General features: G+C 65.3%; 3 protein-coding genes. All 3 read right to left on the bottom strand.

What is annotated here, in order from left to right:
* A partial coding sequence (locus tag KXR53_RS35480; protein ID WP_437380327.1) for an SDR family NAD(P)-dependent oxidoreductase occupies positions 1-440 on the bottom strand: 440 nt, incomplete at its 3' end.
* A 56-nt stretch (positions 441-496) separates the two neighbouring features.
* A complete protein-coding gene (locus tag KXR53_RS35475; protein ID WP_437380328.1) occupies positions 497-1,006 on the bottom strand; it encodes a cytochrome P460 family protein in 510 nt (169 codons plus the stop codon).
* A gap of 23 nt (positions 1,007-1,029) precedes the next feature.
* Positions 1,030-1,314, bottom strand: a 285-nt coding sequence (locus KXR53_RS35470; RefSeq protein ID WP_437380309.1) for an alpha/beta fold hydrolase, incomplete at its 5' end; no start/stop codon positions are given.

The following is a 1,314-nucleotide window of genomic DNA, read 5'->3' as shown; positions in this document are numbered from 1 at the left end:
GGGGCGCGGCCAGGAGCACCGATGCGGCCTCCGACGGAAGAAAACTGGATGATGTGACCGCTCCGCTGCTCACGCATCACCGGGATCGCGGCCTTCGTGACGATGATAGTGCCGAAAAGGTTCGTCTCGATCTGCTGCCTGAAGTCATCCAACGTCGTGTCTTCAACGGAATTGACATTGCCGTATCCGGCATTGTTGACCAGGACATCCAGCCCACCGAAGCTGTCCACGGCGATGTCGACCGCCGCCTCGGCAGCGGCCGGGTCCGTGACATCGAGCGACGCCGTCCTGACGGCGTCGCCATAGCGCTCCACCAGATCGGACAGCAGCGCGGGTTCACGTGCGGTCGCGACCAGGCGGTGGCCCGCGTCGAGGACGGCTTCCGCCAGGGCGCGACCGATGCCGCGCGTGCTCCCGGTGACGAGCCATCTTTGGGTCATGATCTCTCCTCTCTGCCGATGTTCGCCGCGGCTACTCAGTCTCTTCGAAGATTTTGCTAAGGCGCATATCGCGTGAAGATGTAGTCGTGCCCCTGGGCACGGGCCTCATGGCAGGCAAAGCAGGTCTCGTGCTGTGCCAGATCGACCGGCTTCCCGTCGATGAATCTGCCGAACCCCCACCCTCCTGTGGACGCATATTTGCTGGAGTCCTTGACCATGACCTGAACGGTGGTGGCTGGACCCGGAATCGAGGCCGGTTCAAATTCCGGCGATTGAACGCGCTTCCAGGCGAGCTTCACCAGGACCGTGCCATCCGGGAACGGCAGCGTGCCGGCACGATACGCGTCCATCGCGACATCGTTTCCGACCACCGCGCGAAGCTCGTTGAGCGGGTCGCCTTCCAGCGCGGGAGCGACAAGCTCCCAGCTGCGGTATCCGTCCGGCACCGTTACGCCATAGATCGGCGAGGCCTCCTTGTCGCCTCCCCCACCGGCCACTGCACCCATGGTCGCGACGGCGGCCAACACCGTCGCGGCGATAGTCAACGAAAGATGGGCAAGCTTCATCTTCTTCAATCCGCCATTTCCGGTCACAGCTTGGCGACGTCGATCACCGCCTGGGCGAAGGCCTGCGGGGCCTCCTGCGGCAGGTTGTGGCCGATCCCGCCGGTGATGGTGCGGTGCTCGTACCGGCCCGAGAACTTGGCGCGATAGGCCGCGGGCTCCGGGTGCGGCGCGCCGTTGGCGTCGCCTTCCATGGTGATCGTCGGCACCGTGATCACCGGGCCGGCGGCGAGCCGCTGCTCGAGGTCGTCGTACCGCGTCTCGCCCTCGGCCAGGCCGATCCGCCAGCGATAGTTGTGGACCACGATGTC

This window comes from Inquilinus limosus, from assembly GCF_051487185.1.
In the GTDB taxonomy this organism is placed as follows: Bacteria; Pseudomonadota; Alphaproteobacteria; order DSM-16000; family Inquilinaceae; genus Inquilinus; species Inquilinus limosus_F.
The sequence above is the reverse complement of the archived record's forward strand: the minus strand, read 5'-3'. Positions and strand labels throughout refer to the sequence as shown.